Annotated in this window: 27 protein-coding genes and 1 other RNA gene; 10 read left to right on the top strand and 18 right to left on the bottom strand. The window is 72.7% G+C overall.

What is annotated here, in order from left to right; translation table 11 throughout:
• Positions 1-268 precede the first annotated feature (268 nt).
• On the bottom strand, positions 269-1315 hold the full coding sequence (hrcA, locus tag EDC50_RS03970; protein ID WP_123769145.1) for a heat-inducible transcriptional repressor HrcA: 1047 nt from the start codon (positions 1313-1315) through the stop codon (positions 269-271).
• A 120-nt stretch (positions 1316-1435) separates the two neighbouring features.
• Here hrcA and recN point away from each other — a divergent pair, with 120 nt between their 5' ends.
• Entirely contained in the window at positions 1436-3103 is a 1668-nt protein-coding gene (gene recN / locus EDC50_RS03965; RefSeq protein WP_123769144.1) for a DNA repair protein RecN, read from the top strand.
• Positions 3104-3112: 9 nt separating this feature from the next.
• Here recN and fur read toward each other — a convergent pair whose 3' ends face one another.
• The gene (fur, locus tag EDC50_RS03960) at positions 3113-3514 is read right to left on the bottom strand and encodes a ferric iron uptake transcriptional regulator (protein ID WP_123769143.1); all 402 of its coding nucleotides are present in this window, start codon (positions 3512-3514) and stop codon (positions 3113-3115) included.
• A 139-nt stretch (positions 3515-3653) separates the two neighbouring features.
• On the opposite strand from fur, the gene EDC50_RS03955 reads away from it, so the two are divergent.
• The gene (locus EDC50_RS03955) at positions 3654-4061 is read left to right on the top strand and encodes an outer membrane protein assembly factor BamE (RefSeq protein ID WP_123769142.1); all 408 of its coding nucleotides are present in this window, start codon (positions 3654-3656) and stop codon (positions 4059-4061) included.
• Between the two features lie 264 nt (positions 4062-4325).
• On the opposite strand, the gene EDC50_RS03950 is transcribed toward EDC50_RS03955, so the two are convergent.
• Together EDC50_RS03950 and EDC50_RS03945 are read right to left on the bottom strand one after the other, a co-directional pair.
• Positions 4326-4601: an RnfH family protein gene (locus tag EDC50_RS03950; protein ID WP_123769141.1), complete on the bottom strand. Its 276-nt coding sequence runs from the start codon at positions 4599-4601 to the stop codon at positions 4326-4328.
• Positions 4598-5032 carry a type II toxin-antitoxin system RatA family toxin gene (locus EDC50_RS03945; protein ID WP_123769140.1) on the bottom strand — a complete coding sequence of 145 codons (435 nt, stop codon included), beginning with the start codon at positions 5030-5032 and terminating at the stop codon, positions 4598-4600. Before EDC50_RS03945 ends, EDC50_RS03950 begins: the two co-directional genes overlap by 4 nt.
• A 58-nt stretch (positions 5033-5090) precedes the next feature.
• Here EDC50_RS03945 and smpB point away from each other — a divergent pair, with 58 nt between their 5' ends.
• The gene (gene smpB / locus EDC50_RS03940; protein WP_123769139.1) at positions 5091-5603 is read left to right on the top strand and encodes an SsrA-binding protein SmpB; all 513 of its coding nucleotides are present in this window, start codon (positions 5091-5093) and stop codon (positions 5601-5603) included.
• A 289-nt stretch (positions 5604-5892) separates the two neighbouring features.
• Complete coding sequence (locus EDC50_RS03935) at positions 5893-7026, top strand: alpha/beta hydrolase (RefSeq protein ID WP_123769138.1); 1134 nt, start codon at positions 5893-5895, stop codon at positions 7024-7026.
• Between the two features lie 24 nt (positions 7027-7050).
• Here EDC50_RS03935 and EDC50_RS03930 read toward each other — a convergent pair whose 3' ends face one another.
• The 3 genes from EDC50_RS03930 to EDC50_RS03920 are packed head-to-tail and all read right to left on the bottom strand — an operon-like array spanning position 7051 to position 9899.
• Positions 7051-9228 carry a CHASE domain-containing protein gene (locus EDC50_RS03930; RefSeq protein WP_158635657.1) on the bottom strand — a complete coding sequence of 726 codons (2178 nt, stop codon included), beginning with the start codon at positions 9226-9228 and terminating at the stop codon, positions 7051-7053.
• Positions 9229-9282: 54 nt separating this feature from the next.
• Positions 9283-9657: a hypothetical protein gene (locus EDC50_RS03925; RefSeq protein ID WP_123769136.1), complete on the bottom strand. Its 375-nt coding sequence runs from the start codon at positions 9655-9657 to the stop codon at positions 9283-9285.
• An 11-nt stretch (positions 9658-9668) separates the two neighbouring features.
• Positions 9669-9899 carry a hypothetical protein gene (locus EDC50_RS03920; protein ID WP_123769135.1) on the bottom strand — a complete coding sequence of 77 codons (231 nt, stop codon included), beginning with the start codon at positions 9897-9899 and terminating at the stop codon, positions 9669-9671.
• 145 nt (positions 9900-10044) lie between these two features.
• On the opposite strand from EDC50_RS03920, the gene EDC50_RS03915 reads away from it, so the two are divergent.
• Both EDC50_RS03915 and ssrA read left to right on the top strand, forming a co-directional pair.
• A complete protein-coding gene (locus EDC50_RS03915; protein WP_123769134.1) occupies positions 10045-10416 on the top strand; it encodes a helix-turn-helix domain-containing protein in 372 nt (123 codons plus the stop codon).
• A 131-nt stretch (positions 10417-10547) separates the two neighbouring features.
• Positions 10548-10901, top strand: a transfer-messenger RNA (tmRNA) gene (gene ssrA / locus EDC50_RS03910).
• Between the two features lie 379 nt (positions 10902-11280).
• Here the strand turns inward: ssrA and EDC50_RS03905 are convergent.
• The gene (locus EDC50_RS03905; protein ID WP_123769133.1) at positions 11281-11889 is read right to left on the bottom strand and encodes a 3-keto-disaccharide hydrolase; all 609 of its coding nucleotides are present in this window, start codon (positions 11887-11889) and stop codon (positions 11281-11283) included.
• Positions 11890-12088: 199 nt separating this feature from the next.
• Here EDC50_RS03905 and EDC50_RS03900 point away from each other — a divergent pair, with 199 nt between their 5' ends.
• Positions 12089-12817, top strand: coding sequence for a class I SAM-dependent methyltransferase (locus EDC50_RS03900; protein ID WP_123769132.1), 729 nt, complete (start codon positions 12089-12091; stop codon positions 12815-12817).
• Positions 12818-12872: 55 nt separating this feature from the next.
• On the opposite strand, the gene EDC50_RS03895 is transcribed toward EDC50_RS03900, so the two are convergent.
• The gene (locus EDC50_RS03895) at positions 12873-13475 is read right to left on the bottom strand and encodes a histidine phosphatase family protein (RefSeq protein WP_123769131.1); all 603 of its coding nucleotides are present in this window, start codon (positions 13473-13475) and stop codon (positions 12873-12875) included.
• A gap of 92 nt (positions 13476-13567) precedes the next feature.
• Here EDC50_RS03895 and EDC50_RS03890 point away from each other — a divergent pair, with 92 nt between their 5' ends.
• Together EDC50_RS03890 and EDC50_RS03885 are read left to right on the top strand one after the other, a co-directional pair.
• Positions 13568-14641, top strand: coding sequence for a polysaccharide pyruvyl transferase family protein (locus tag EDC50_RS03890; protein ID WP_199742053.1), 1074 nt, complete (start codon positions 13568-13570; stop codon positions 14639-14641).
• Positions 14638-16017: a Coenzyme F420 hydrogenase/dehydrogenase, beta subunit C-terminal domain gene (locus tag EDC50_RS03885; RefSeq protein ID WP_123769130.1), complete on the top strand. Its 1380-nt coding sequence runs from the start codon at positions 14638-14640 to the stop codon at positions 16015-16017. The genes EDC50_RS03890 and EDC50_RS03885 overlap by 4 nt, the downstream gene beginning before the upstream one ends.
• A 211-nt stretch (positions 16018-16228) precedes the next feature.
• Here the strand turns inward: EDC50_RS03885 and EDC50_RS03880 are convergent, their stop codons facing one another.
• From EDC50_RS03880 to EDC50_RS16300, 4 genes are all read right to left on the bottom strand, one after another.
• On the bottom strand, positions 16229-17224 hold the full coding sequence (locus tag EDC50_RS03880; RefSeq protein ID WP_123769129.1) for a glycosyltransferase family 9 protein: 996 nt from the start codon (positions 17222-17224) through the stop codon (positions 16229-16231).
• 32 nt (positions 17225-17256) lie between these two features.
• A complete protein-coding gene (locus tag EDC50_RS03875) occupies positions 17257-18141 on the bottom strand; it encodes a glycosyl hydrolase (protein ID WP_123769128.1) in 885 nt (294 codons plus the stop codon).
• A gap of 37 nt (positions 18142-18178) precedes the next feature.
• Positions 18179-19504, bottom strand: a complete 1326-nt coding sequence (locus EDC50_RS03870; protein WP_123769127.1) for an inositol-3-phosphate synthase — start codon at positions 19502-19504, stop codon at positions 18179-18181.
• 437 nt (positions 19505-19941) lie between these two features.
• Positions 19942-20427 carry a BON domain-containing protein gene (locus EDC50_RS16300; RefSeq protein WP_158635656.1) on the bottom strand — a complete coding sequence of 162 codons (486 nt, stop codon included), beginning with the start codon at positions 20425-20427 and terminating at the stop codon, positions 19942-19944.
• Positions 20428-21033: 606 nt separating this feature from the next.
• On the opposite strand from EDC50_RS16300, the gene EDC50_RS03860 reads away from it, so the two are divergent.
• Positions 21034-21999, top strand: coding sequence for an NAD(P)-dependent oxidoreductase (locus EDC50_RS03860; protein ID WP_123769125.1), 966 nt, complete (start codon positions 21034-21036; stop codon positions 21997-21999).
• A gap of 88 nt (positions 22000-22087) precedes the next feature.
• On the opposite strand, the gene EDC50_RS03855 is transcribed toward EDC50_RS03860, so the two are convergent.
• From EDC50_RS03855 to EDC50_RS03835, 5 genes are all read right to left on the bottom strand, one after another.
• Complete coding sequence (locus EDC50_RS03855; protein WP_123769124.1) at positions 22088-22816, bottom strand: YiaD family glycine zipper/OmpA-like lipoprotein; 729 nt, start codon at positions 22814-22816, stop codon at positions 22088-22090.
• A gap of 209 nt (positions 22817-23025) precedes the next feature.
• Positions 23026-24168 (bottom strand): alanine racemase, encoded by a 1143-nt coding sequence (gene alr, locus EDC50_RS03850; RefSeq protein ID WP_158635655.1) that lies wholly within the window; start codon positions 24166-24168, stop codon positions 23026-23028.
• A gap of 137 nt (positions 24169-24305) precedes the next feature.
• Positions 24306-24686 carry a glycine zipper 2TM domain-containing protein gene (locus EDC50_RS03845; protein ID WP_242002951.1) on the bottom strand — a complete coding sequence of 127 codons (381 nt, stop codon included), beginning with the start codon at positions 24684-24686 and terminating at the stop codon, positions 24306-24308.
• A gap of 86 nt (positions 24687-24772) precedes the next feature.
• Positions 24773-24988, bottom strand: a complete 216-nt coding sequence (locus EDC50_RS03840) for a KTSC domain-containing protein (RefSeq protein WP_123769122.1) — start codon at positions 24986-24988, stop codon at positions 24773-24775.
• 49 nt (positions 24989-25037) lie between these two features.
• Positions 25038-26450 carry a replicative DNA helicase gene (locus EDC50_RS03835; RefSeq protein WP_123769121.1) on the bottom strand — a complete coding sequence of 471 codons (1413 nt, stop codon included), beginning with the start codon at positions 26448-26450 and terminating at the stop codon, positions 25038-25040.
• Positions 26451-26528: the final 78 nt, after the last annotated feature.

The following is a 26528-nucleotide window of genomic DNA, read 5'->3' as shown; positions in this document are numbered from 1 at the left end:
GCGGAACCGCGCAACCGGGGCAGCAATGGGGCCCGAGCGGCAGGGTTTCAAGACGCCCCCGCGCTCGCCCGTCGAAGGGAGCATCGCCGGAGCCGCGCCCAGGCGCCCGCAAGCCGGGAAAGGGACAGGCCGGATCGCCGCCCGGCAGGGGTGAACGCAGGCGCCTCGCTCCGGCCTGCGGGCGCAAAGAAGCGCGGCGCCGTCGTGGCGGCGGGGGAACCGGCGTTCCCGATTGCGGCCCGCGGACGGCGGCTGCCGCCGCGGCGGCCTACGGCTCGGACTGGATCGCCGCACCCAGCGCGTCGGCGGCGGCCTGCACCACCGGGATCACCCGCTCGTAGGCCATCCGGCTCGGCCCGAGCACCCCGAGCACCCCCAGCACCTGGCCACCGACGCCATACGGGGCGCTGACCAGGGACATCCCCTCCAGCGGCGCCAGCCCGGTCTCCTCGCCGATGAAGATGCGCACGCCCGGCGCCCGCACCGTGCGTTCGAGCAACTGCAGGATCTCGCGCTTGCGGGCGAAGGCCTCGAACAGCTCGCGCAGGCGCTCCAGGTCGGCCAGGTCCTGCACCCCCATCAGCCGGGTCTGCCCGGCCAGCACCACGTCCTCGCTGTCGCCGGCGAGCAGTTGCTCCGACAGCTCGATCGAGCGCGACAGCAGCGCCTGCATCTCGTCCCGCGCCGAGCGCAGCTCGCGCAGCAGCACGCTGCGGATCTCGGCCATCGGGCGGCCCACGAAGTGGGCATTGAGATAGTTGCCGACCTGCTCCAGCTCGGCCGCGTCGTACGGCCGCCGGGTCGGGATGATCCGGTTCTGCACCTCGTTGTCGGCGAACACCAGGATCGCCAGCACCTTGGAGCCGTCCAGCGGCAGGAACTCGATCCGGCGGAACGCGAACTGCTCGCGCCGCGGCACGCTGACCACGCCGACGAAATGGGTCATCGCCGAGAGCAGCTCCGAAGCGCTGCCCAGCAGCGCCTGGGTGCCCGAGCCGACCGGCAGCTCGTTGCGCAGGCGCGCGACCTCGCTGTCCGGCAGCGGCTTGACCTGCAGCAGCGAATCGACGAACAGCCGGTAGCCCTGCGCGGTCGGCACCCGCCCGGCCGAGCTGTGCGGGGCGCTGAGCAGGCCGGCCTCCTCCAGGTCGGCGAGGATGTTGCGGATCGTCGCCGGGCTGACGTCCAGCCCGGCGTGGCGGGCCAGGGTCTGCGAGCCGACCGGCTCGCCGCTGCGGATGTAGCGGCCGATCAGGGTGCGCAGGAGCTGGCGGGCGCGCGGGTCGAGGGTCGGATCGGCGGGCTTGCGGCTCATGCCGGCGATATACGCCCGCGGCCGGGGCCATGCAAGACGCGCCGTCGCCGCCGGCGCGACGCCGGCCTGCTACACCTGCGCTATCCCGCCGCCATCGACCCGAGGCACAATCGCGCCCCGATGCTCACCCATCTTTCGCTCAAGCACTTCGCCGTGGTCAGCGCCGCCGAACTGAGCTTCGGCCCGGGCCTGACCGTGATTTCCGGCGAAACCGGCGCCGGCAAGTCGCTGCTGGTGGACGCGCTCGGCCTGCTCTCGGGCCTGCGCGCCGACAGCGGCGTGGTCCGGCACGGCGCCGACCGCGCCGAACTGGTCGCCGACTTCAGCCTCGACGACGCCCCGCTCGCCCGCGCTTGGCTGGCCGAGAACGAACTGGACGAGGACGAGGCCTGCCAGATCCGCCGGGTGATCCGCGCCGACGGCGGCTCCAAGGCCTGGGTCAACGGCCGCCCGGTCACCCTCGGCCAGCTCGGCGAGCTCGCCGGCCGCCTGGTCGAGATCCACGGCCAGCACGAGCACCAGGCGCTGCTGTCCAGGGCCAGCCAGCTCGCGCTGCTCGACGCCTTCGGCCGCTGCGAGGCTCCGCGCCGGGCGGTCGAGGCCGCGGCCGCGCGCTGGAGCGCGCTGCTGCGCGAGCGCGACGCACTGTCCGCCCAGGGCGACGTCTCCGACCGCATCGCCTGGCTCGAGCACCAGTACCGCGAGCTCGAGCGCGAGACGCTGGAGCCGGAGGCGATCGAGAAGCTGCTCGCGGACCACCGCCGCCATGCCCATGCCGCCGGCCTGATCGCCGCCTGCGACGGCGCCTTCGCCCGCCTCGGCGGCGACGACGGCCCCTCGCTGTCGCGCGGCCTGCAGCAGGTGCGCGGCGAACTGCAGCGCGTCGCCGAGCACGAGCCGCGGCTGGAGGAAGTCGACGCCATGCTCGACCAGGCCGCGATCCAGATCGACGAGGCCGCGGCGCTGCTGGAGCGCATCCGCAGCGATCTCGACCTCGACCCGGATGCGTTCGAGGACCTCGAGCGCCGGCTCGGGCGCCTGCACGAACTGGCGCGCAAGCACCGCGTGCCGCCGGAGGGCCTGGCCGCGCAGCGCGACGCCCTGGCCGCGGAACTGGAGGCGCTGCGCGGCGCCGGCGAGCGCCTGGCCGGGCTCGACCGCGAGATCGAGGCCGCGCGCCGCGACTGGCGCGCCGCCGCCGACGCGCTCGGTGCCGCCCGCCGCGCCGCGGCGCAGCGCCTGTCCCAATCGACCACCGCGCTGATCGCCGAGCTCGGCATGGGCGGCGGCCGGTTCGAGGTGGAGATCGAACCGCTGGAGGAGGACCGCCCCGATCCGCAGGGCGGCGAGCGCGTCGAGTTCCTGGTCGCGGCCAACCCGGGCCAGCCGGCGCGGCCGCTGCGCAAGGTCGCCTCCGGCGGCGAGCTGTCGCGCATCTCGCTGGCGATCGAGGTCGCCGCGCTCGGCCTGGACGCGGTGCCGACGATGGTGTTCGACGAGGTCGACACCGGCATCGGCGGCGCGGTCGCGGAGATCGTCGGGCAGAAGCTGCGCGCGCTCGGCGCCAGCCGCCAGGTGCTGTGCGTGACCCACCTGCCGCAGGTCGCGGCGCAGGGCCATGCGCACTACCGGGTCAGCAAGGCCGCCAGCGACGGGGTCACCCGCAGCTCGGTGCAGGCGCTGGGCGCGAAGGAACGCGAGGAGGAACTGGCGCGCATGCTCGGCGGCGTCGAGCTGACCCGCGAGGCGCGCGCGGCGGCGAAGCGGCTGCTGGCCGACGCGGGTTGAAGCGGCTCCTCACCGCTTCTTGCGCACGTACAGCACCAGCGAGTGGTCCTCGATCTCGTAGCCGTGCCGCGCGGCGATCCTGCGCTGCAGTTCCTCGATCTCGGGACTCTCGAACTCGATGATCTTGCCGGTGTCGACGTCGACCATGTGGTCGTGGTGGTGGCCGCGGTCGAGTTCGTACACCGACTGGCCGGCCTCGAAGTTGTGCTTGAGCACCAGGCCGGCGGCCTCGAACTGGGTCAGCACCCGGTACACCGTGGCCAGGCCGATGTCCTCGCCCCGCTCCATCAGCATCCGGTAGATGTCCTCGGCGGTCATGTGCCGCGGCTTGGCCTGCTCGAGCAGTTCCAGGATGCGCAGGCGCGGGTGCGTCACCTTGAGACCGGCGGCGCGCAGATCTTGCGATTCCATGTTCGGGTCCTCAGCTGGCGCGGCGCATCGGCGCCGCAACGGCGGATGAACGCACCGCGTCGGCGGCCGCCGGCTTCCGCGCGTCGGGGGAGCGGCCTTCAGTGTATCATCCGGCGATCATTGCCCGCCGCCGATTCCGATGCCGAAGCCCACGTACAAGCTCCTGCTGGCCCTCTCCGTCGCCCTGCTGACCGGAGGCTGCGGCATCTTGTACAAGCAGCCCATCTACCAGGGCAACCTGCTGGAGAAGGCCAACGTCGAGCAGCTGCAGCCCGGCCTGAGCAAGCAGCAGGTGGTGGCGCTGCTGGGCACGCCGTCGATCGCCGACCCGTTCCATCACGACCGCTGGGACTACACCGCGAGCCAGCGCACCGACCGCCGCGGCCGCACCGAGGTCAAGAACCTGACCCTGTGGTTCGAAGGCGACACGCTGGCGCGCTGGGAAGGCGAGTACTTCCCCGAGCAGGACGAGCAGCTGGCCAAGGCGGCGCCGAAGCAGTTCGGTCGCAACCTGCCGAAGGACGACAAGAAGAAGCGCGGGCGCTGAGCGCGGTTTCGCCCCGCCGGTTCCTCGCCCCGCCCCTCTCCGCCCGCGCAGAGGGGCTTCGTTTTTCCGGTGCCGCCCTGCGCCGGCGATCCGCTGCGCAGACGAGCGAGCGCGCCCATCGGAGCCGATGCGAAAGAAGCCGCTGCCGGCGCGGGCGCATGGACGCGGAGCCGCGAGCCGCCGTTCCCGCGCCGCCCGGATGCGCCCACGCTGTTCGCGCGCCGCGTCCGGGCGCCCTTGCCCGCCGCAGCGGACGCAGCCCCTTCAGCGCTGCGCGCGGCCGCCGCGCTGCCCCGATGCCCGCTGCCGCCGCGCCGTCTTCGGGTCGGCCAGCAGCGGCCGCAGCAACTCGATCCGGTCGCCGTCGTGCAGCGGCGTATCGGGCCCGGCGCGCACGCCGAACACCGCGTAGGCCACCGTTTCCGGGTCGCGCTCCCAGCCGGCGGCGCGCAGCGCATCGGCGACCCGCGCGCCCGCCGGCAGTTCCAGCGCCACCGCTTCGTGGCGCCGCGGCCAGGCGCGCACGACCTCGACCCTCACGACGCCTCCCCGCCGTCGGCGACGCGCACGAAGTCGTCGACCATGCGGTCCGCCAGGCTCTGCAGGCCGAGCGCCAGCGCCGGGCCGAGCAGCTTCGCGGTCGGCTCGAACTGCAGGGTCAGCGTCACCTTGCACGCCGATTCGTCCAGGGCGTGGAACTCCCAGCGCCCGCTCAGGCGGCGGAACGGCCCGTCGACCAGCTTCAGGTCGATGTGGTGCGGCGGCGCGTAGGTGTTCTCGGTGACGAACCAGGTACGCAGCCTGCCCAGGCCGACGTCGAGCCGGGCCACCATGCGGCCGTCCTCCGCCTCCAGCACCTGCGAGTTCTCGCACCAGGCGAAGCGGCGCGCGTAGGCGGCGACGTCGTTGACCAGCGCGAACATGCGCGCGGCGGAGTGTTCGACCAGGGCGGAACGGCGGATCGTCTGCATGGGCGGCGTATCGCGCGGCGGATCGCCCGCGGCCCCCGGTTTCGGGGACAATGGCGCGATGAGCAAGAATTCGAGCAAGAAAGCGGCCAAGGATAAAGGAAAGGGCGGCGCCGGCGGCACCATCGCGCTGAACAAGCGCGCCCGCCACGACTACCACCTGGAGCAGCGCTTCGAGGCCGGCCTGGCGCTGCAAGGCTGGGAACTGAAGGCGATCCGCGCCGGCCGCGCCAACATCGGCGAGAGCTACGCGGTGGTGCGCGATGGCGAGATGTACCTGTTCGGCGCGCAGATCACCCCGCTGATCTCGGCCTCGACCCACGTCGTCGCCGAGGAGCGGCGCACCCGCAAGCTGCTGCTGCACCGGCGCGAGATCGACACCCTGATCGGCCGGGTCCAGCGCGACGGCTACACCCTGGTGCCGACCGCGCTGTACTGGAAGGGCAACCGGGTCAAGGCCGAACTCGCGCTGGCCAAGGGCAAGCAGGCGCACGACAAGCGCGAGGCGAGCAAGGAGCGCGACTGGCAGCGGGAGAAGCAGCGCCTGCTGCGGCGGCACAACAAGGACGCCTGAGGCACGTCGCGGCTCACGCGCCGGCCATCGTCCGGGTCGCCGGCGCCGGGCAGGCGATGCCCGTCCACCCGCCCGGACCGCACCGCCGCGGCGGCTGCCGTCTCGCCGACGGGTGCCTGCCGGCGGCGCCGGCCGCGGCAACACCGGGCTCCCACGGCGGCGCGGCGCGCGCCTTCGCGCCGCGGCTTGACGCTCCGCCGACGGGCGCCGCCTAAGGTGGCGGCCGACGTGCCGTTCGACCCTGCCGCAGCATCGCCTCGCGGTCGACCGCAGCCCCTGAGGAGCCGACATGAACCCGATTCTGGAGGAAGGCCAGCCGCACCGGCGCTCCCGCGGGGCCGCCGGCATCGCCGCGCGCCCGCATGCCGCCCTTGCCGGAGGCGCGGGCGCGGCACGGCTGTTCGCCGCGCTGCTGCTGGCCGCGGCCGCAAACGCCTTCGCCGCGCCGGCCGAGCCGCCGGCACCCGCGCCGCGGGCGCCGTTCTCGGCCTACGCCTCGCCCGAGGCCCGGGCGCAGTTCCACCGCCTGCGCGAGGAGGACCGGCAGGCCGCCGCGCTCACCACGATCGAGCAGAAGCGGGCGTTCTACGACGCGATCAACCGCGACCGGGTCGAGCGCATGCGCAAGCGCTACGCGGTGACCACCCGCGAGCGGCGCTACGGCGGAGTGCTCGCCGACGTGGTCGAGCCCCGCGGCGGGCCGCGCGACCGGCGGGTGCTGATCAACCTGCACGGCGGCGCCTTCCTGTGGGGCGCGCGCAGCGGCGCGCTGGTGGAGTCGATCCCGATCGCCGCGCTGTCCGGCATGACCGTGGTCTCGGTCGACTACCGGCAAGGGCCGGAGCACGCCTTCCCCGCCGCCAGCGAGGACGTGGAGGCCGTGTACCGCGCGCTGCTGGACGAACACCGCGCCGAGGACATCGGCGTGTACGGCTGCTCGGCCGGCGGCTATCTCGCCGCCCAGGCGGTGGCCCGGTTCATCGCGCGGCAGCTGCCGCTGCCCGGCGCGGTCGGCATTCTCTGCGCGGGTTTCGTGCCGCCGGACGGCGATTCGGTCTACGTCGCGCCGCTGCTCGACGGCGCGCCGATGCCGGCCGCGCCGCCGCGCCTGAGCGAGCTGCCCTATCTGCGCGACGCGCCGATGCACGACCCGCAGGTGTTCCCCGGCCTGCACCCGGACTACGTGGCCCGGTTCCCGCCGACGCTGCTGATCACCGGCACGCGCGACTTCCTGATGAGCGCCGCGGTGCGCAGCCATGCCCTGCTCGCCGCGGCCGGCGTGCCGGCGGAGCTGCACGTGTACGACGGCATGGCGCACGCGTTCTTCTCCGATCCCGAGCCGCCGGAATCGCGCGCCGCGTACGACGCGGTCGTCGCGTTCTTCAAGCGCCATCTCGGCGCGCGCGCCGGCACGGCGCGCTGATCCGCGGCACCGCCGCGCCGGCGCTCAGACGTCTTCCGGCTCGGCCTCCGGCAGGGTGAACCAGAACGTCGCGCCCACCCCCTCCTCGCCCTCGGCGCGGATGCCGCCGCCGTGGCGCTCGATGATCCGCTTCACCGAGGCCAGGCCGACGCCGTGGCCGGAGAACTCGGTGTTGGCATGCAGGCGCTGGAACGGCCGGAACAGCTTGTCGGCGTACGCCTGGGAGAACCCCGCGCCGTTGTCGCGCACGTAGAACTCGCGCGCGCCGCCGCTGCCGGCCGCGCCGAACTCGATCGTCGCGTCGGCGCGCCGCCGGGTGAACTTCCACGCGTTGCCCAGCAGGTTGCCCAGCAGGTTGCGCAGCAGCGCCGCGTCGCCGACCACCTGCAGGCCCGGTTCGATCCGTGCCTCCACCTGCCGGCCCGGCTCGCCCACGCGCAGTTCCTCGATCACGTCGGCGGCGAGGCGGCTGAGGTCCACCGGCTCGAGCTTGAGTTCGCTGCGACTGAGCCGCGACATCTTCAGCAGCGCGTCGATCAGCTCGCCCATGCGCCCGGCGGCCTTGCGCACCCGCAGCAGGTAGCCGCGGGCGGTGTCGTCGAGGCTGTCGCCGTAGCGCTCGAGCAGGATCCGGCTGAAGCCGTCGATCGCCCGCAGCGGCGCGCGCAGGTCGTGCGAGACGCTGTAGGCGAACGCCTCCAGCTCCTGGTTGGCCTGGCTCAGCTCGCGCGTGCGCAGCGCCACCCGCGCCTCCAGGGTGCGGTTGAGCGCGCGCACCCGGGCCTCGGCGCGGCGGCGCTCGGTCACGTCCTCGACCTGGACCAACCCGACCACGTCCTGGCCGACGTTGCCCGGCACCGGCGCATAGGTCAGCTGGACCTGGCGCGGCTCGCCGCCGAGGCGGTGCAGCCAGCGCGTGGCGCGGCGCACCCCCTGGGCGTCGGGGCCGCTCTCGTCCTCGCTCGATTCGCTCTCGAACAGCGCCTCGAAGCGCGTGCCGATCAGGCTCGGCATCGGCAGGCCGACGATCCCGGCCAAGGCCGGGTTGGCCTCGACGATCCGGCCCTCGCTGTCGAGCAGGGCCTTGCCGATCGCCGAATACTGCATCGCGCTGCGGAAGCGCATCTCGCTGCGCCGGTAGTCCTCGGTCATGCGCGCCGCCAACCGGTACGCCTGCGCCTCGGTGCGCGCCAGCATCCACGCCACGGCGTACAACAGCAGCGCCGAGAACAGGCCCAGCGCGAGCATGTTCTGCAGGTTGCGCAGGCGCGGCACCGCCTCGGCCAGCGGCGGCGATTCGAACTCCACCCGCCAGCGCCGGCCGTACTGCTCGAACTCCACGCTGCGGCGGAACGCCGGCGGGCGCGCGTCGGAGCTCGCCGGCGAGACGTACATCGGCCGCACCGGGTCGTCGTCGAGGTCGTAGATGCGCATGCGCACGCTTTCGACCAGGCCGCCGAGCGCGCCGCGGACGAAGCCTTCCACCCGCATCGGCACGCTGACCCAGCCTTGGATCGACAGCCGCCGCGCCGCCGGCGTGGCCGGGCGGTCGCCGGCGCGGTACACCGGCAGGAACAGCACCAGGCCGCGGGTCAGGCTGGGCCGGTCCTGCAGCAACTGCAGCGGCCCGGTCAGCGCCGGCTGGCCGCTTTCCAGAGCCCGCTCCAGCGCGCTCCGGGTGACCGGCTGGGCGTACAGGTCGAAACCGACCGCCTCCAGGTTGGCCGGCGTGCGCGGTTCCAGGTACAGGATCGGCGCGTACGCGGGGCGCGTCCCGCGCGGCCGCACCTCGAGCATGCCGAAGCCCGAATCGCGCCACTCCAGCTGCAGCTCGTCCAGGCGCGAGCCGCGCACGTGGCCGACGAAGCCCAGCCCGACCATGCCGGGGAAGCGCTGCACCGCCATGCCGTCGACGTAGGCGCGCCACTGCGTCGGCGTCGGGCGCGCCAGCGAGGCGAACAGCGAGGCCCCGCCGCGCGCGACCAGTTCGTGGTCGAGCATGCCGTTGCGCAAGCGGACCGCGAGCTTGTCCGCGCTGCTGACGAACTCGGTCGCGGCGGCACGCAGTTCGCGTTCGCGCGCCACGTTCCAGGCGGTGAACACCAGCACCAGGGAGCCGACCAGCACCAGCAGCGCGAGCGCGTAGCCGCGGCGCGGCACCAGCGCGGCAAGATCGCCGGAACGGGAGTCGTCGGAAGCCATCCGCGCAAGCATACAAGCCGGCGCGGGGACGCTGCGCGACCTGGCGGCTAGCCGCTACGCCCCTCCCCCGCCGCGGCCGCGCGCCGCGGCGCCGCGCATCTCCTCCAGGATCAATGCGTTGATCCGCTCCAGGCGCTCGGCGGCCAGCACGCGGCATTGCCGCGCCCACAACCGGTGCCGGCGCGACGGCGCCCCGGCCCGTTCCAGCTCGGCGGCGTGCTCGTCGATCTCGCGGGCGAGCCGCAACAGCGCGTGGCCGCTACGCTCCTCGCCTGCGGCGCGGTCCTCGTGCCGCGGCCGCGCACCGGTCCGCCGCGCCAGCCACCAGGCCGCGAGCGCAGCGAGCGCCGCCGCCAGCAGCGCCAGCGCGATCCAGGCGTGCGCGGCGCCCGCCGGCTCGACGATGCGGATCACGATCGGCTCGGCCACCGGCGCCGCTCTCACGGCGCCGCCCCCGCGCGCGTCAGCGCCATCAGCTCGGTCGCCTTGACCCGGAACTGGCAGGCCTGCGCCATCTGCAACGCGCGCTGGCGCGTGGACACGTAGCCGCGCTTGCGCATCCTGCGCAGCATCTCGGTGCTGACCCCGGCGGCCTGCGCCGCCTCCCGTACCGAGCCGAAGCATGCGACGTAGCGCACGATCGGATTGTCGATGTCCTTATCGCTCTTCATGCAGGCACAAACTGCCATCGCAAATTGGCGGAGTCAACAACCGGATATTGCCCTATTCCGCTCGCGGCGTACGCAACAATAAGTTGCGATCGCGAACGGACTCCCGCGCGGCCGCCTTCCGCTCCTCATGGACCGCCGCGTTCCCATGGCCCAAGCACCGCACAGGGATTTCGCCCGCCGGCTGAACCAGGCGCTCGACTATTCCGGCTTCGCCCAAGGGCGCGCCCGCACCGGCAGCCTCGCCCGCGAGTACGACGTCAGCCGGGAGACCGCGCGCAAGTGGCTGCGCGGCCTGTCCCTGCCGGAGCTGGAGCGGATGCTGCAACTGGCCTTGGACCTGCAGGTCAGTTTCGAGTGGCTCGCGACCGGCCGCGGCCCGTTGCCGGGCAAGCTGCAGGTGCGCGAGAACGGCCCCGCCTACCAGGACCAGGACGAGCTGCGCCTGATGGGGCTGATCCGCAGGATGCCGCGCAAGAAGCGCCGCGCGCTGATCCAGTTGCTCGAGGAAGAGGGCTGAAGGTTCCGCCGCGGGGGCGCGAACGATCTCCTGCGAAGCCCGCCTGAACCCGCGCCAGCGGCGCGGACGCCGCGGCTTGCTCCGGGGCGATCCGCCCCTATACTGGCCGGGTCAGCGCGAAAGCTGTCCCCGGGGGTGCACTGGCTTCGACGGGGGTTGCGAAATCGCCTGGCGCATGCCGAGGGGGTAGCTTTCCTCGTAAATCCAGCTGCGAACTCATAGTTGCCAACGACGACAACTACGCTCTGGCCGCCTAAGGCCTAAGCCCCGAAACCGCTTGTGTCCGTGCTCGCGGCGTAGGGTCATCATCACGGAATCGCCGGGGGCCGCCGCCTGTCAACCCCCGGTCAAACCAAAACAGGCTGGTCGTCGGATGCGCTTTGCGCGCCGTGCTGTCCGACGACGAGACCCAACGGCGAGCTAAGCATGTAGTGCCGGGGATGGAGTGCCTTCGGACGGCGGTTCGATTCCGCCCACCTCCACCACTTCGAGAAGCGAAAGGCCGGAAGCCGCCAGGCTCCCGGCCTTTCTTCTTCATGGCGGAACGAAACCGCACTCCGCCCTGCCGTCTTTGCCGCCGGGCGACCCCGAACCGCCCATCCGGCATCCGAGGGGCTCGCTCTTCGTCGCGGCCGGCACCTTCGCCTACGGGCGACGCTCGGCCGTACGCGAGGCGATCGCGCCGGCGGCCCGACGCGGTGCCGTGACGCCGAAGACCCATCGCCCGATGGCCGGCGAGCTCGGCTCGCGCGGCCGGACCGACCGCAACGCGGAGCGCAAGGTCGAGCGGGCCGTGGTTCGCGCGCGCAAGCGCAGCCGATCGCGCTCCTTTCCGCGGCGCACGGACGCGAGGCCTGGGGCGAGTCATCGCAGCACCCGCACCCGGATGTCGCGGTAGTGCACTTCGCTTTCCGGGTCGTGCGCCTGCAGGGCGAAGGTGCCGGCGCCGAGCAGGCGCTGGGCGAACTCGGGCGGGCGTCGCGGATCCGCCTCCTCGGTGTAGTCGACCAGCAGGCGGCCGTCCACGTAGGTGCGGATGCGCCGTCCCTCGACGCGGACGGTCAGGGTGAACCAGGCGTCGTCGCGCGCCGGCGCCTCGAACACGTCGCGCACGCCGTACAGGCTGCCGGTCCGCTTCGGGTCGGAGGCGGAGTTGTTGACCTGCACCTCGTAGCCGCGCGCGGGCCAGCCCTCGTCCTGCCATGCGGTGTGGAAGTACACGCCGGAATTCGCGCCCGGCCGGGTCATGACCTCCAGCTGCAGCTCGAAGTCGCCGAACGCGTGCTCCGCGACCGGTCCGACGTAGAACAGGTGCGCGCGCGGCCCATGGACGACGATGCGGCCGTCGCGCACCACGAAGCTCCGCGGATTCTCGTTGGCGCGCCAGCCGTCGAGGCTGACGCCGTCGAACAGCGGGCGCCAGCCGGCTTCCGCGGCGGCGGCCTCATCGGGTTTCGGGTCGTTCGGAGGCATGGCGGCCAGACCCGCGGTCTGGAGGAGCGACAGGCAAAGCAGCGCTGCGCACGCGCGCAGCCCGCGCCGTCCACGGCGCATGGGGTGGGCGGGTTCCACGGTGGCGTCTCCTGGTCGGGGGCATGCGGCTGCTATCGTGCCATCCTCCGCACGACGCCCGGCGACGCAGCGCGCGCGCCGGCCGATGGAGCAGGACGGCATGGCGCAGAACATCTACGACGACCCTCAATTCCTCGCCGGCTACAGCCGGCTGCCGCGGCAGCGCCACGGGCTCGCCGGCGCGCCCGAATGGCCCGCCTTGCGGGCGATGCTTCCCGATCCCGCAGGGCAACGGGTGGTGGACCTGGGTTGCGGCTTCGGCTGGTTCAGCCGTTGGGCGGCGGCGCACGGCGCGGCCCGCGTGTTGGGGCTGGACCTGTCCGAGCGCATGCTCGCGCGGGCCCGGGCGGACACCGCGGACGCCGCCGTCGAGTACCGGCTGGCGGACCTCGAGACGATCGAGCTGCCGCAGGCGTCGTTCGATCTCGCCCACAGCGCCCTCGCCTTCCACTACGTCGAGGACTTCGCGCGGCTGGCACGCGCGGTGCACCGGGCGTTGGCGCCCGGCGGCCGCCTGGTGTTCTCGATCGAGCATCCGATCTACATGGCCGCGGCCGATCCGCAGGGCTGGCGCGACGAGGACGGGCGCAGGACCTGGCCGATCGGCCGCTACGCGATCGAGGGCGAACGCCGGACCGAGTGGTTCGTGCCGGGCGTTCTCAAGTATCACCGCACCCTGGCGACGACGCTCAACACCCTGATCGATGCGGGATTCGCGATCCGGCGGATCGTCGAGTTCGCGCCCAGCGCCGAACAGATCGCGCGGCAGCCGGAGCTTGCCGAGGAGCTCGAGCGGCCGATGCTGCTGCTCGTCTCGGCGCAACGCTGAAGCTGGCGGCGGTTGCGGTTTCCGCGTCGGGCGGCGGCATCGAGGCCGGAGCCCCTCAGGCCCACGCACCGCCGGTGTCGTTGACGGCGAGGATGCGCACGGCGTCGTCGCCGAGTTCGATCGCGCTGACCGAGGCGGGGTCGATCTCGAGGCGATGGAACAGGTCGAGCGGGATGCCGGCGTAGTACGCGACCGCGGCCTTGATCGGGTCGCCGTGGCCGACCACGACCACCGTCTGCCGCGGATGCCGCAGGCGCAACGCTTCCAGGCCCAGCACCATGCGCGCCTGCGCCTGCAGCATGTATTCGCCGCCCGCCGCCGGGGCCCGGCTGCGCACGGCGTTGAAACGGCGGAACGCGGCATCGTCCTCGAGGCCGGCGATGGCGCGGCCGGTCCATTCGCCGAACTCGATTTCCAGGAAGTCTTCACAAGGGATCGTCTCGCGCCCGAGTAGCCTCGCAATCGGCTCGGCGGTTTCGAGCGTCCGCTGCAGCGGGCTGCTGTAGATCGCCGCGATCGGCAGGCCCGCGAGCCGCCCGGCGAGGGCCTGGGCCTGCCTCCGCCCCTGCCCGTCCAGGCCGATGCCCGCCGCGCGCCCGGCGAGGTGCGTGCCGGTGGCTTCGGTCGTCGCGTGGCGGATCAGCAGGACTCTCGTCATCGGAACTCGGTGGCGGCGCGCGAGGTGTCGAACGCGTGGCACGGATGTTGCGCATCGTCCGGTGCACGAGACATCAAGACCGAGGCCCGCTGGTGAAGATCGGCATCCTGACCTTCCATCGCTGCATCAACTACGGCAGCTACTGGCAAGCGCGCTGCCTGGCCGAGGGGCTGCGCAGCCGCGGCCACGACGCCTTCCTGCTCGACCACGCCTCGCGCCGGGTGGACATCGCCGAATGGCGCTGCGCGCTGCGGCCCACCCTGCCGGCGCCGGCGCCGGACCGCGCCCGCTACCGCACCAAGATCCGCCGCTTCTTCCGCGCGTTCGAATCGCTGCCGCTGTCGCCCCGGTTTCCGCTCGAGCGGCCCGCACGGATGCCGCGCTGCGACGCCGTGGTGGTCGGCAGCGATGAGGTCTGGAACCTGTCGCACCCCTGGTACGGCGGCTATCCGCTGTTCTACGGCGAAGGCCTGCGCACGCCGCGCCTGCTGGCGCACGCGGCCAGCTTCGGCAGTCTCGACCCGCGCGCCGGGCTGGCGCCGCACTGGGCGCAGAAGTTGCGCGCGTTCGAAGCGATTTCGGTGCGCGACCAGACCTCGCAGGCCGTGGTGGCGGAGGCGATCGGCCGCGAGCCGGAACTCGTGCTGGACCCGTGCCTGCAGTTCCCGCCCGAGCCCGGCGCGGCGGACGGCGAACTGCCGGGGCGGCCGTACGCGGTCGTCTATGGCCATGGCTTCTCGGACGGTTTCGCCGCGAACGCGAAGCGCTGGGCGCGCCGCCGTGGCCTGCTGCTGCTCAGCGTCGGCTACCGCAACGACTGGGCCGACCGGCAATGGCTCGAGGCCGGCCCGCACGAGTTCGCCCACGCGATCGCCCATGCGCAGGCGGTGGCGACCAACTTCTTCCATGGCTGCGTGTTCGCGCTGCGGCACCGCAAGCCGTTCGCCTGCGAAAGCTCCTGGTACCGCGGCAACAAGCTGCGCTGCCTGATGGACACGGTCGGCGCGCAGCGGCATCTGCTCGGCGAAGACGCGCCGGCGTCCGCCTACGCGGCGGCCTTGGGCGAGCCGCTCGACGACGCGGTCCCCGCCCGGATCGAGACGTTGCGCCATGCGTCCGATCGCCACCTCGACCGCGCCCTGGCGGCGCGGCGCATGAGCGCATGACCGCCGCGCTGAGCCCGCGCGAAATGGTCCGCTCCGGCCTGTGCATCGGCTGCGGCGGCTGCGCGGCGCACGCCGCGGCGCGCGGCGCGGCCATGGCCTTCGACGGCCACGGCCTGCTGCGGCCGAGCGGTCCGGGCGACTGGTATCGCGAACGCTCGCCGGCCCTCGCCCGGACCTGCCCGTTCTCGCCGCATGCGGCGAACGAGGACGAGCTCGCGGCGCGGCTCTTCACCGGCGCGCCGCAGGCCGATGCGGCCACCGGCCGCTACCGCGCCGCCTACGTCGGCCATGTCGCCGAGCAGGACTTCCGCAGCCGCGGCAGCTCCGGCGGCCTGGCCAGCTGGCTCGCGGTCGAGCTGCTCCGGCGCGGCCGCATCGACGCGCTGGCGCACGTGGCCGCCTGCGACGAACCGCGGCGGGACGGCCGCCTGTTCCGTTACCGGCTCTCGCGCAGCGAGGGCGAGATCCGCGCCGGCGCGCAGTCGCGCTACTACCCGGTCGAACTGTCGCAAGTCCTCGCCGGGATCCTGGCGGTGCCCGGCCGTTACGCGGTGGTCGGCATTCCTTGCTTCGTCAAGGCGGTGCAGCTGCTGCGCCGCGAGCACCCGCTGCTGCGCGAGCGCATCCGCTACACCCTCGGCCTGTTCTGCGGCCACATGAAAAGCGCCCGCTTCGCCGACAGCCTGGCCTGGCAGATGGGCGTGGCGCCGGACGAGGTGCGCGCGGTCGCGTTCCGCACCAAGGCGCCGCAACGGCCGGCGAACTGGTACCGCGCCCGCCTGGCCATGGGCGACGGCCGCGTCGTCGAGCAGGACTGGTGGCACCTGGTCGACGGCGACTGGGGGGCGGGCTTCTTCATGGACCCGGCCTGCAATTTCTGCGACGACGTCATGGCCGAAACCGCCGACGTGTCCTTCGGCGACGCCTGGGTCGAGCCGTACGCGTCCGATTGGCAAGGCACCAACGTGGTCGTGGCGCGCTCGGCGGAGGTGGCGGCCCTGCTGGAGGAGGCGGTCGCGCAGGGCCGGCTCGCCCTGGCACCGGTCGACGCCGCGTTCGTCGCCCGCACCCAGGCGGCCGGCCTGCGCCAACGGCGCGAGGGCCTGGCCTACCGGCTCGCGCGCCGGCGCGCGGGCATCGTGCCGCGCAAGCGGGTCGCGCCCGACGCGCAACGCCCGAACGCGCGGCGGCGGCTGATCTACCGCATGCGCCGGTCGATCTCGCGCTGGAGCCACCGCATGTTCCGGTTGGCGCGCCGGTTCGGGGCGCCGTGGCTGTATCTGCGCTGGGCGCGCCTCGCGCTCGCCGCCTACCACGCGCTCGCCTACCACCGCGGCCGCTGGGGCCGGCTGGTCGAACGTATCGGCCTGCGCTGACCGCCGACCGATGCGCGCCGGCCGGCCCGGCTCGCGCCGACCCGCCGACCCGCCGGGCCGGACGCCAGCGCCTTGCCCGGGCCGGGCATGTACGACAGCAGGACCATCGGGAGCGGCAGGCGCGCAGCGCCACCGCGCCTGCATCGCGTGGAGTTCCCGGCCGAGGCACCGGTTCCTCGCGCGATCCGGCGGCGCGGTCCGCACGGAAGGCTCACGCCCGCCTGGCGTCGGCGAACGCCGCAAGTTCGGCCGCGACCTCGTCGACGAGGCTGCGCCAGTTGCCGGCCCGCTTCTGCCGGAACAGGCGCATCTGCGGATACCACGGCGTGTCCGTGCGCCCCTCCATCCAGCGCCAGTCCGGATCCGCGGACAGCAGCGTCCACACCGGCACGCCGAGCGCGCCCGCGAGGTGCGCCGGCATCGAATCGATGGTGATCAGCAGATCCATCGCCCGCAGCACGCGGGCGTAGTCGGCGACGTCGAACTCGCCGAGGTGGCGGCCGAACTCGCCACGCCAGCCGGCCTCGGCCGCCTGCGGCTGCAGCACGTACAGCGTCGCGCCGCGCACCTGCGCGAACGGGGCCAGCAGCGGCCACGGGATCGACCGCTGCGGTTGCCAGTCGCCCGCCTTCCACACCAAGCCGACCGCCGGCCGTCCCGCGGGCGGCAGCGGCATCGGCTCGGCATGCAGGTAAGGCACCCGCGCCGGCACGGTGTCGGGCGTGCTGCGGAAGACGTGGGCCAGCTCCATGATCTCGACGTCGACGTCGTACTCGACGCCGGGCGCACCGTCGTGCAGCGGCAGCACGCGATCGACGCCGGCCATCCCGCGCAGCAGCGGGATCAGCTTCGGCTGCGCCCAGAGGAGGGTTTCGGCCGCGACCGCCTTCAGCAAGGGGAGGTAGCGGACGAACTGGAGGGTGTCGCCGAGACCGTGATAGCAGCGCACCAGCACGCGCCTGCCGGCCAGCGGCTCGCCGGTCCAGACGTATTGCAGGTGGCGCGGCCAATGCCAGCACGGGGTGCGGGCGCGCGCCGGCAGCTCGCGGTCGGTGATCGCCCAGGCCCGGCCCCATTCGCCGCGGCGCATGTGGCGCAGCCAGGCCCGCATCGGGTCGCGGGGCGCCGCAACGCCGGCGGCTTCGTCCGCGGCCGCCGTCGGCGCGGCCCGGCCCTGCATCGGGTTCATCGCGGGATTCGTTCGCATCGGTGCCTCCCGGCGCGAAGGCGTCGCAACCGCTACGCATACCGCCGCATCATCAGCGCGCAGAAATCGGCGTATTCGTTGGCGTCCAGCGGCGGACTGGTGTGGTGCGGGCGGATGCCCTTGCACTCCGGGGTGAAGCAGAAGGTCACGGTCAGGTCGAAGCCGTCCAGCGCCTGCATCATCCGGTCGAACCACTTGTCCGAGCCCGGGCGCAGGTAGTCGGCCCAGCTCAGCCCGGTGCGCAGGCGGCGCACGCCGAGCCGGCGCAGCCATTGCACGGCCGAATCCAGGCGATGGTCCTCGAAGTGGAACCACTGGCAGATGCCCAGTTCCGGCGTGTACTCGGAGAACTGCCGCAGCGCGAGCTTGGGCGTGCCGTCCTCGCGCAGCAGGCCCATGTAGAAGTGGCGGTAGTAGGACGAGCCCTCCGCCTCCTTGTGCCGGGTGGTCGCCTCCCAGGCACGCGGCAGGTCGTACAGGCTGTACCAGTGGATGCGGTCCACGCGCCCGAGCAGCAGCTCGGCGGTGCGGCGCAGGCCGAAGTCCTGCACCTCCTCGGCGCCGAAGCTGGACACGCCGACTTCGGTGACCCAGACCGGCAGGTGGGTGACCGCCTCGATCTCGGCGATCTTGTCGCGCCATTCGTGGATCTGCCACAGGTTCCAGTCCAGCGGGAACCCGTGCACCGCGACCGCGTGCAGGTTCTCGGTGGCGCGGAAGTCCTGCAGCCGGCGCATGAAGCCCGGGTCGATCGGCGAGATGCCGCCGAGCACGCGCAGCACCCCGGGCCTTTCCGCCTCGACCGCCTGCGCGGCGCGCCTGACCATGTCCGCGTACAGCCGCCACTCCGGATCGACCTCCATGTCCCAGTGCGACTTGTTGTTCGGCTCGTTCCAGAAGGTGACCGCTTCGATCATGGCGTACCGGCGCCTCGGCTGGCTGGGAACGGCACGATCACAGGGCCTCCGTCAATTCCTGGTAATAGTCCAGGCCCAAGTGGGTGATCAGGTCCTCGCCCATCATGTGGCGCAGCGTGTTCTGCAGCTTGATCAGCTGCTTGAAGATGTCGTGCTCCGGGCGCAACCCGGGCGCGGTCTGCGGCGACTTGAAGTAGAACGACAGCCATTCCTGGATGCCGGACATGCCGGCGCGCTTAGCCAGGTCGGCGAACAACGCCAGGTCCAGCGCGACCGGCGCGGCCAGGATCGAGTCGCGGCACAGGAAGTTGATCTTGATCTGCATCGGATAGCCGAGCCATCCGAAGATGTCGATGTTGTCCCAGCTTTCCTTGTTGTCGCCGTGCGGCGGGTAATAGTTGATCCGCACCTTGTGGTAGATGTCGCCGTACAGCTCCGGGCTGAGGTCGGGCCGCAGGATGTCCTCGAGCACGCTGAGCTTCGACACCTCCTTGGTGCGGAAGTTGTCCGGATGGTCCAGCACCAGGCCGTCGCGGTTGCCGAGGATGTTCGACGAGAACCAGCCGCGGATGCCCAGCGCGCGAGCGTGCAGGCCGGGCGCGAGGATCGTCTTCATCAGCGTCTGCCCGGTCTTGAAATCCTTGCCGCCGATGGGCGTGCCGGTGCGCATCGCCAGTTCCACCAGCGCCGGCACGTCGCAGGTCAGGTTCGGCGCGCCGTTGACGAAGGGAATGCCGAGCGAGATCGCGGCGTAGGCGTAGATCATCGACGGGGCGATGTCAGGGTGGTTCCGGCGCAGGCCGCGCTCGAAGTCCTCGAGCGTGGCGTGCACGTCGCCGGGCTCGATGTACTTCTCGGTCGAACCGCACCAGACCATCACCAGGCGCGCGCAGCCGTGTTCGCGGCGGAAGCGTTGCAGGTCCTCGACCACCGCCTCGGCCAGCGCCATCTTGTTCACCGCATGCTTGACGTGGTCCCCATCGAGGTTGGGCACGCAGGCCGGATCGAACACCGCGGTCATCGGCCGGATCGCCTCCAGCGCCGGGCGCACCGCGTCCAGCATCGCCGGTTCCAGCACGCGCGCGTTGCGCGCGGCCAGGTAGACGTCGTCGGAGTACACGTCCCAGCCGCCGAACACCAGGTCGTCGAGCCCGGCCAGCGGTACGAAGTCCCTGATCCGCGGGCAGCGGTTCTCGGTGCGCTTGCCCAGGCGGATGTGGCCCATCTGGGTCAGCGAGCCCACCGGCAGCGCCAGGCCGCGCTTCACCGCCTCGACGCCGGCGATCAGCGTGGTCGCCACGGCGCCCAGGCCCGGCATCACGATGCCCAGTTTTCCTTCTGCGGGTTGGATGAGTTCGCGCATGGGTTCGGCCTCTGCGTGGGAGGTAGCAGGGAGCGTGCCAAGCCGCGGCAACCCCGCGGCGGGCCAGCCAGCCCGCGCCTGGCGGCGCCGAGCGCCGGCCCAAACGACGGGCTTTCAAGCATCTACAAAGCTCGGCGCGCGGGCCGGCCTGCGTTCGGCATCGGCAAGCGAAGTCACGGTCCACGCCTCCGGACTTGGCGCCGGAGGCCTTGTTTTGCGCGACCGCGCAATTTCTGCACGGATGGCGCGCGGCCCGGGCCTCACGCGGCGCTCACCCGCGCCCGCGCGCCCATCGCCCACGCCCCGCATCGGCGGCCGGGGTCCGGCCCACTTGCGCGCGCATGCGCGGCCGCAGGCGGCGCCGCAACCGGAATCGGCGGATCGATCGCGAGGTTCCGGGTGGCCTGCGGCTAACGCCCTGCGGCCCTCGCCCGCCCTCAGTGCTGGACGTTCTGCTGCGGCGGCGCGCCCGCTTCGGCCTCGCTGCCGCCCGCCAGCGCGCCCATGGACAGCCGGTTCTCGACCTCGCGCACGCCCTGCACCATCGCCACCGCGTCCAGCAGCTCCTCGATCTCCGCCTCGGCCGCGCTGCCGGTGAGCACCACGCGTCCGTCGCGCACCTCCACGTGGATCGCCGACGGCCGTTCGACCACGCGGCCGAGCTTGGCGCGGACGCGGTCGTGCAGGCGGTCGTCGTCGACCGGCTCGGGCGAGATCCGCGCGCGGGTGCGGGCGAGCGCGCCGTGCACCCGATCGACCGCGCGCTTGGACTTGGCGCGGACGAAGCCCTCGGCGTCGTGGCGCGTGGCCACCGCGCGGTCGCGCACCATGGCGCGACGGCGGCGCCCGGCCACCGGGTCGAAGTAGTACATGATCGCCGCGCCGGCGGCGAACGCGGTGATGACTCTGAGCACGGGATGCATGGCGTCCTCCGGTCGAAGAAAGGAGGCGATGCGCGACCGCGGAATGCTCGGCACGGCATCGCAGCTTCGCCATGCTGCCATCGCGATCGAAAACGCGACGCGAAGGCGCGCCGCCACGCCGGCGCCCGCCGGCGCCCGATCGCGCTTGCGGGCGCGAGGCGCCGGCGCCACCGCGCCACCGCGCCGCATGTGTTCAACGAGGTCAGCGACACGTGAGGAATGGGCGCCGGCCGCCGGTGCGGCTTGTCCCTGGAGATCCCAGTCGGCGTGGCGCCCGGGGAAGTCCGGGACATGTCGTAGGCGAGAAAAAACCAGGCACGGGGCGAACCCGCCGCTGCCGGCCCGTTCCGCGGCCGCGAGCGCCTCGGCCGCGGCTTCGCCCGGCGCCGCGAGGCGAAGCCGCCGCCGCCGGCATGCCCACGCCCTCGACGGGCGCACCGCGACATCCGGGGCCGGCCCGAGGGCGGACCTTCGCGAGGCGAATGTTCGCGCCAGCGCCCCCGCGCGCAGCACATCGCCCGCCGTCATGCCGGCATTCCCCCTTCTGCTTGCAGCACGGAACGGGAGCGGGTAAACCGTCCGGGATCCTTCCACCCGACCCATTGCATGCCCCTGTTCCCGATGTTCGCCGATCTGCGCGGCCGCGAGGTGCTGGTGGTCGGCGGCGGCGAAGTGGCCGCGCGCAAGATCGAGGCGCTCCTGCGCGCCGGCGCGCGGGTGCAGGTGCATGCGCGCGAACTGGACGGGACGGTCGCCGCATGGCTGCGCGAGGGCAGGCTGCACCGGCGCGAGGGCGCGTTCGACCCGGCCTGGCTGGACGAAACGTGGCTGCTGGTCGCCGCCACCGACGACCGCGCGTTCAACCGCTTGCTGGCCGCCGAAGCCGGCCGGCGCCGGCGTCTGGTCAACGTGGTCGACGACGTGGAGCTGTCGACCTTCCAGGTGCCGTCGGTGGTGGAGCGCGGCCGGGTGCAGGTCGCGATTTCCTCCGGCGGCGCCGCGCCGATGCTGGCGCGGCGCCTGCGCGAGCGGCTCGAGGCGCTGCTGGCGCCCTCGCTCGGCGAACTCGCCGGACTGTTCGCCCGCCACCGCGAGGCGATCCGTGCGCGCCTGCCGGACCTGGCGCAGCGGCGGCGCTGGTTCGACCGCGTGCTCGACGGCGAGGTGCCCGCGTTGCTCGAAGCCGGGCACGTGGCCGCCGCGGAACGCGCGTTCGCCGAAGCCCTGGCGCGCGCCGGCGAGGTGCCGCGCGCGGGCGCGGTGTGGCTGCTCGGCGTCGGCCACGGCGATCCGGACGCGCTGACGCTGCGGGCGTTGCGCGCGCTCAACCAGGCCGATGCGCTGCTCGCCGAGCCGGACGTCGCCGAATCGGTGCTGCGGCTCGCACGGCGCGACGCCACCCGCCTGCCCCACCTCGCCGGCGACGATGCGCTGGCGGAAACGCTGGCGCGGCACGCCCTGGGCGGACAACGCGTGGTCCACCTGCGGGCCGACGACCTGCGCGGCGAACGCTGCCGGCGGCTGCGCGCGGCGCTCGCGGCGCGCGGCGTCGCCTGCGAGGCGGTCGGCTGAGGCGCACGGCCGGCGCACGCGTCCGGAAAGAGGAACGGGCCGCTCGCGCGGCCCGTTCGTATCGTCACCCGGCGGATAGCGCCGGCGCTCAGGACTGGATCGGCACCAGCGTGATCTCGACGCGGCGGTTCTGCGCGCGGCCGGCCTCGGTGTCGTTGCTGGCGATCGGGCGCGATTCGCCGGCGCCGACCACGATGAAGCGGTCGCGGTTGAGGCCGCGGCTCATCAGGTAGCTGGCCACCGAGTTCGCGCGCTGCTCGGACAGCTTCTGGTTGTAGGCATCGCTGCCGACGCTGTCGGTATGCCCGGCGACCTCGACGATGGTCTGGTTGTACTCCTGCAGCGTGTTGGCCACGTTGTCCAGCACCGGATAGAACTCCGGCTTCAGGTTCGACTTGTCGAAATCGAACGTGATGTTGCTGGGCATGTTCAGGGTGATGTTGTTGCCCTGGCGGACCACGTCGACGCCGGTGCCGGCCATGCGCTCGCGCAGGGCGCGCTCCTGGCGGTCCTGGTAGTTGCCGATGGCCGCGCCGGCCAGGCCGCCGACGCCCGCGCCGATCAGCGCGCGCTGGCGGCGCTCGGTGGCGTCGTCGCCGCTGAGCAGGCCGGCGGCGACGCCCGCCAGCGCACCGATCAGCGCGCCCTTGCCGGTGCGGCTCATGCCCTGTTGCGGTTGCGGCGCCTGGCCGGGCGGATACGACTGCTGCGGATAGGGCTGGGGCTGGCCACCGTAGTACCCGCCTCCGGTGGCGCAGCCGGCGAGCGCCGCAGCCATCGCGGCGGCGGCGAAAACGGTCTTGATCTGGGTCTTCATGTGCGCTCCTTCCCTTGGCTTGGCGGCTTAACAGCGGGGGCTACAAGCTAATCACGCTTCGGTAAGCGATGGGTGAGGGTTTCGCGCGCCTGTTCAGGTACAGGATGGAAACGCCCGTCTCGGCCGAAGCCCGCAGCGAAGCCATTCACCAAGGAGCGAGTAAAGCCCCGCCAGCGTCCGGGAATGCCGCCTTCGTCGCCCGGCCGCCCTCAACCGCCGCGGTATTCGCGCGGGATGCGGTCGTTCAGGCCCACCAGGATCTCGTACGGAATGGTCCCGGCCAGGCGCGCCAGGTCCTCGACGGCGATGGCTTCGCCGCCTTGGCGGCCGATCAGCACCACCTCGTCCTCGTTGTAGGCGCTGTCCCGGCCGATGTCGACCATGAACTGGTCCATGCAGATGCGGCCGACGATCGGATAGCGCCGGCCGCGGATCAGCACCTCGCCGCGCGAGGACAGCGAACGCGGGTAGCCGTCGCCATAGCCGATCGGCACGGTGACCACGCGGGTATCGCGTGGCGGCGCCCAGGTGGCGCCGTAGCTGACCGGGTGGCCGGCCTGGACCACCTTGAAATACACCACCTGCGAGGCCAGCGACATCGCCGGCTCGACCGGAATCGTGCGCCGCGAGGCCGGATCGGGCTGCACGCCGTACAGCACGATGCCGGGCCGGACCATGTCCAGCCAGGTCCCGGGGAAATGCAGCACGCCGCCGGAGTTGGCCAGGTGCCGCAGCGGCATCGGCGCGCCGATGCGTTCGAAGTGCGCGCAGGCCTCGAGGAAGCGCTCCAGCTGCTGCAGGGTCATCGGCGAGTGCGGGTCGTCCGCACAGGCCAGGTGCGAGTAGATGCCCTTGACCGCGCACCAGCGCGACGCCACCGCCGCCTCGATGAAGCCGCGCGCGGAGTAGCTGTGCACGCCGATGCGCTCCATCCCGGTGTCGATCTTCAGGTGGATCGTCGCCTTGCGCCCCAGCGCCTCCGCCGCGGCCTCGACCTGGCGCAGCTTGTCCAGCGAGGACACGGTGATCTCCAGGTCGTGGGCGATGAACTGCGCCACCTGGCGGCCGAAGATGCCGCCCAGCACCAGCACCGGCGCGGTCACGCCGGCCCGGCGCAGCGCGATGCCCTCCTCGACGAAGGCCACGCCCAGCTGCTCGACGCCTTGCGCCTGCAGATGCCGCGCCACCGGCACCAGGCCATGCCCGTAGGCGTTGGCCTTGACGATGGCCATCACCGGCACGCCGACGTGGGCCCGGATCAGGCGGAGGTTGCGGGCGAGGCGGTCGAGATCGACGACGATGCGCGTCGGCCGTTCGGCGACGGCGGGCGGCGGGCCGGAGGTGGGGGGCACGGAGTTCGCGAGGACCGGGGCGTTCACCGCCCGCATTCTACGCGCCGCGCATGCCCCGCCCGCTGCCGTGGACGCGGCGGGTCAACCTGTTCCGGATTCGCCCGCAGCGGCCAACAAGGACCGGCCGGGACGCGCGCTCACTCGCAGCGGCGCTCGGTCACGACCTCGGTCCGGTTCTGCCGGTTCTCCTGGATCTTGCGCCCGGCCACGGCGCCGCCCACGGCGCCGGCCGCGGTCGCCAGCTTCTTGCCGCTGCCGCCGCCGACCTGGTTGCCGAGCAGGCCCCCGGCGACCGCGCCCAGGGCGGTGCCGGTGATCTTGTGCCGGTCCTTCACTTCCTTGGGCCGTTCGACGACTACGTCGTAGCAGCGCTGCCCCTTCGGCGATTGCGACGACTGCGCGCCCGCCCCGTTCGGCGCGACGGCGCACAGGGCCAGGGCCGCGCATGCGGCGAGCGGCGCCAGGCGGCGCGGCCGGGCCGGCCGCATGGGCGACGGGGGCGGTGCGATCGTGCGCATGGCGATTCTCCTTGCGGGAAATACCCGGCCACGCTGCGCCGCTGCGCGTTATTCCGGCGTCAAGCGCCCGCGCGCGCGTTTCGCGCTCATTCAACCTGTTCGTAGTCGAAGCCGGCGTTGCGGACGTGGGCGACGAAGAACTCGCCGTGCGATCCGGCCGCCATCAGCCGCGCATGCAGCTCCGGCGGCACGTCGCGGTAGCGGTACACGTCGCCGCTCTCGAACTCGACTTCCAGCACCCGCTCGTCCGGGTCGTAGCCGATGCTGCGCAACGCCTCGGATTGGACCTGCTCGCGACGCATGCGCACAGGCTAGCGGCGCGAACGGGACGCGCCGTGAACGCCAAGGCCGCTATTCGAAGCTGCCCACCGAATCGTGGGCGAGATTGTCGAAGCGGGTGTACTCGCCGAAGAACTTCAGCTTGATCGAGCCGGTCGGGCCCGAGCGCTGCTTGCCGATGATCACCTCGGCCAGGCCCTTGTCCGGCGAGTTCTCCTTGTTGTAGTACTCGTCGCGGTAGATGAACACGATCATGTCGGCGTCCTGCTCGATCGCGCCGGACTCGCGCAGGTCGGCCATCACCGGGCGCTTGTCGGTGCGCGTCTCCAGCGAGCGGTTGAGCTGCGACAGCGCGATCACCGGCACCTGCAGCTCCTTGGCCAGGCCCTTGAGCGAGCGCGAGATCTCGGAGATCTCGGTGGCGCGGTTCTCGCTGTTGCCGGGCACCGACATCAGCTGCAGGTAGTCGATCACGATCAGGCCCAGGCCGTGCTCGCGCTTGAGCCGGCGCGCCTTGGACGAAAGCTTGGCCGGCGACAGGCCCGGCTCGTCGTCGATGAAGATCTTGGCCTCGCGCAGCTGGCGGATCGCGGCGGTGACGCGGCTCCAGTCCTCGTCCTCCAGCTGGCCGGTGCGCAGGCGCTGCGCGTTGACCCGGCCCACCGAGGAGATCAGGCGCATCGCCAGCTGGCTGGCCGACATTTCCATCGAGAACACCGCCACCGGCAGCTTGCTGCGGAACGCGGCGTACTCGGCCATGTTCAGCGCCAGCGTGGTCTTGCCCATCGCCGGGCGCGCCGCGAGGATGATCAGGTCGGTCTTCTGCAGGCCGGCGGTGAGCTGGTCGAACTCGGTGTAGCCGGTGGGCAGGCCGGTGATGCCGCCGCCGTTGGCGTAGCGCGTCTGCAGCACGTCGAAGGCTTCCGACAGCGCCTTGGTCACCGGCACGAAGTCGGTCTTGCCGGCGTTGTGCGCCTGCGCGATCGCCAGCACCTGGCGCTCGGCTTCCTCCAGGATCTCGGCGCTGTCGCGGCCGTCGGGCAGGAAGGCGTTGTTGACGATCTCGGTGCCGACGTCGGCCAACTGGCGCAGGATCGCCTTGTCGCGGACGATCTCGGCGTAGGCCGCGATGTTCGCCGCCGAAGGCGTGGTGCTGGCCAGCTCGATCAGGTAGGCGCCGCCGGCGACCTGCTCGGCCAGGCCCATGGATTCGAACCATTCGCCCAGGGTCACCGCGTCGAACGGGCGGTTCTTCTCCGCCAGCTCGCGGATCGCGCGGAAGATCAGCTGGTGGTCGCGGCGGTAGAAGTCCTGCTCGGTGAGCTGGTCGGCGACGCGGTCGTAGGCCTCCGGGGCCAGCATCAGGCCGCCGAGCACCGCCTGCTCGGCCTCGATCGACTGCGGCGGCACGCGCAGCTGGTCGATGCGCTGCTCGTTGCGGGTCTCGAAACGTTTCTCGCCGCGAAAACCCGGACGTGCGCTCATCGGCGTGGCCGCTCCTTCTTCGATGCCGCCGCGGCGGCGTACTGCTCAGACAGTCCGGGCATGGTAGTGCGCGGGGCC

Origin of the sequence: Vulcaniibacterium tengchongense (genome assembly GCF_003814555.1) — a bacterium.
Classification (GTDB): domain Bacteria; phylum Pseudomonadota; class Gammaproteobacteria; order Xanthomonadales; family Xanthomonadaceae; genus Vulcaniibacterium; species Vulcaniibacterium tengchongense.
Note: the sequence above shows the minus strand (reverse complement) of the source record. Positions and strands in the feature narration are given on the sequence as shown.

Coding starts and splice junctions, on each gene's coding strand:
- hrcA (WP_123769145.1), bottom strand. CDS start 1,315: ATGAGCCGCAAGCCCGCCGATCCGACCCTCGACCCGCGCGCCCGCCAG.
- recN (WP_123769144.1), top strand. CDS start 1,436: ATGCTCACCCATCTTTCGCTCAAGCACTTCGCCGTGGTCAGCGCCGCC.
- fur (WP_123769143.1), bottom strand. CDS start 3,514: ATGGAATCGCAAGATCTGCGCGCCGCCGGTCTCAAGGTGACGCACCCG.
- EDC50_RS03955 (WP_123769142.1), top strand. CDS start 3,654: ATGCCGAAGCCCACGTACAAGCTCCTGCTGGCCCTCTCCGTCGCCCTG.
- EDC50_RS03945 (WP_123769140.1), bottom strand. CDS start 5,032: ATGCAGACGATCCGCCGTTCCGCCCTGGTCGAACACTCCGCCGCGCGC.
- smpB (WP_123769139.1), top strand. CDS start 5,091: ATGAGCAAGAATTCGAGCAAGAAAGCGGCCAAGGATAAAGGAAAGGGC.
- EDC50_RS03935 (WP_123769138.1), top strand. CDS start 5,893: ATGAACCCGATTCTGGAGGAAGGCCAGCCGCACCGGCGCTCCCGCGGG.
- EDC50_RS03930 (WP_158635657.1), bottom strand. CDS start 9,228: ATGGCTTCCGACGACTCCCGTTCCGGCGATCTTGCCGCGCTGGTGCCG.
- EDC50_RS03920 (WP_123769135.1), bottom strand. CDS start 9,899: ATGAAGAGCGATAAGGACATCGACAATCCGATCGTGCGCTACGTCGCA.
- EDC50_RS03915 (WP_123769134.1), top strand. CDS start 10,045: ATGGCCCAAGCACCGCACAGGGATTTCGCCCGCCGGCTGAACCAGGCG.
- EDC50_RS03905 (WP_123769133.1), bottom strand. CDS start 11,889: ATGCCTCCGAACGACCCGAAACCCGATGAGGCCGCCGCCGCGGAAGCC.
- EDC50_RS03900 (WP_123769132.1), top strand. CDS start 12,089: ATGGCGCAGAACATCTACGACGACCCTCAATTCCTCGCCGGCTACAGC.
- EDC50_RS03895 (WP_123769131.1), bottom strand. CDS start 13,475: ATGACGAGAGTCCTGCTGATCCGCCACGCGACGACCGAAGCCACCGGC.
- EDC50_RS03885 (WP_123769130.1), top strand. CDS start 14,638: ATGACCGCCGCGCTGAGCCCGCGCGAAATGGTCCGCTCCGGCCTGTGC.
- EDC50_RS03880 (WP_123769129.1), bottom strand. CDS start 17,224: ATGCGAACGAATCCCGCGATGAACCCGATGCAGGGCCGGGCCGCGCCG.
- EDC50_RS03875 (WP_123769128.1), bottom strand. CDS start 18,141: ATGATCGAAGCGGTCACCTTCTGGAACGAGCCGAACAACAAGTCGCAC.
- EDC50_RS03870 (WP_123769127.1), bottom strand. CDS start 19,504: ATGCGCGAACTCATCCAACCCGCAGAAGGAAAACTGGGCATCGTGATG.
- EDC50_RS16300 (WP_158635656.1), bottom strand. CDS start 20,427: ATGCATCCCGTGCTCAGAGTCATCACCGCGTTCGCCGCCGGCGCGGCG.
- EDC50_RS03860 (WP_123769125.1), top strand. CDS start 21,034: ATGCCCCTGTTCCCGATGTTCGCCGATCTGCGCGGCCGCGAGGTGCTG.
- EDC50_RS03855 (WP_123769124.1), bottom strand. CDS start 22,816: ATGAAGACCCAGATCAAGACCGTTTTCGCCGCCGCCGCGATGGCTGCG.
- EDC50_RS03845 (WP_242002951.1), bottom strand. CDS start 24,686: ATGCGCACGATCGCACCGCCCCCGTCGCCCATGCGGCCGGCCCGGCCG.
- EDC50_RS03840 (WP_123769122.1), bottom strand. CDS start 24,988: ATGCGTCGCGAGCAGGTCCAATCCGAGGCGTTGCGCAGCATCGGCTAC.
- EDC50_RS03835 (WP_123769121.1), bottom strand. CDS start 26,450: ATGAGCGCACGTCCGGGTTTTCGCGGCGAGAAACGTTTCGAGACCCGC.